1 protein-coding gene is annotated in these 891 nt (G+C 55.4%); it reads right to left on the reverse strand.

Translation table 11 applies throughout. The annotated features are described in order from the left end of the window. On the reverse strand, window positions 1-891 hold an 891-nt coding region (locus tag B5P39_RS24355; protein ID WP_176400032.1), incomplete at both ends, for a putative Ig domain-containing protein.

Here is an 891-nt window from a genome sequence, read left to right on the forward strand (position 1 = left end):
CCACGTCGCTGTCCGTCGCCACTAAGGTGTAGCTATAGGCCGCATCCTGGGTCGCACTCGTGATTGCCGTTGAACTGATAGTCGGTGCATCATTAACGTTCGCCACCACTATCGTAAAGCTCTGGTCTGCGGTTAAGCCATCCACATCCGTGGCGCGTAACACCACCGCATAGCTACCCACGTTCGCGTTAGTTGGGGTACCACTCAGCACGCCCGTGGCCGTATTGAAGTTCAGCCAACTTGGCAAGGTCACTGCGCTTAAAGTGAGACTGTCGCCCACGTCGCTGTCTGTTGCGACCAAGGTGTAGCTATAGGCCGCATCCTGGGTCGCACTCGTGATTGCCGTTGAACTGATAGTCGGTGCATCATTAACGTTCGCCACCACTATCGTAAAGCTCTGGTCTGCGGTTAAGCCATCTACATCCGTGGCGCGTAGCAATACCGCATAGCTACCCACGTTAGCGTTAGTTGGGGTACCACTCAGCACGCCCGTCGCCGTATTGAAGTTCAGCCAACTTGGCAAGGTCACTGCGCTTAAAGTGAGACTGTCGCCCACGTCGCTGTCTGTTGCGACCAAGGTGTAGCTATAGGCCGCATCTTGAGTGGCACTGGTGAGTGCGGTTGAACTGATAGTCGGTGCATCATTAACGTTCGCCACCACTATCGTAAAGCTCTGGTCTGCGGTTAAGCCATCCACATCCGTGGCGCGTAGCAATACCGCATAACTGCCAACGTTAGCGTTAGTTGGCGTACCACTCAGCACGCCCGTAGCCGTATTGAAGTTCAGCCAACTTGGCAAGGTCACTGCGCTTAAAGTGAGACTGTCGCCCACGTCGCTGTCCGTCGCCACCAAGGTGTAGCTATAGGCCGCATCCTGGGTGGTGTTGGTCA

Origin of the sequence: Shewanella sp. Shew256 (assembly GCF_002196695.1) — a bacterium.
GTDB lineage: Bacteria > Pseudomonadota > Gammaproteobacteria > Enterobacterales > Shewanellaceae > Shewanella > Shewanella mangrovisoli.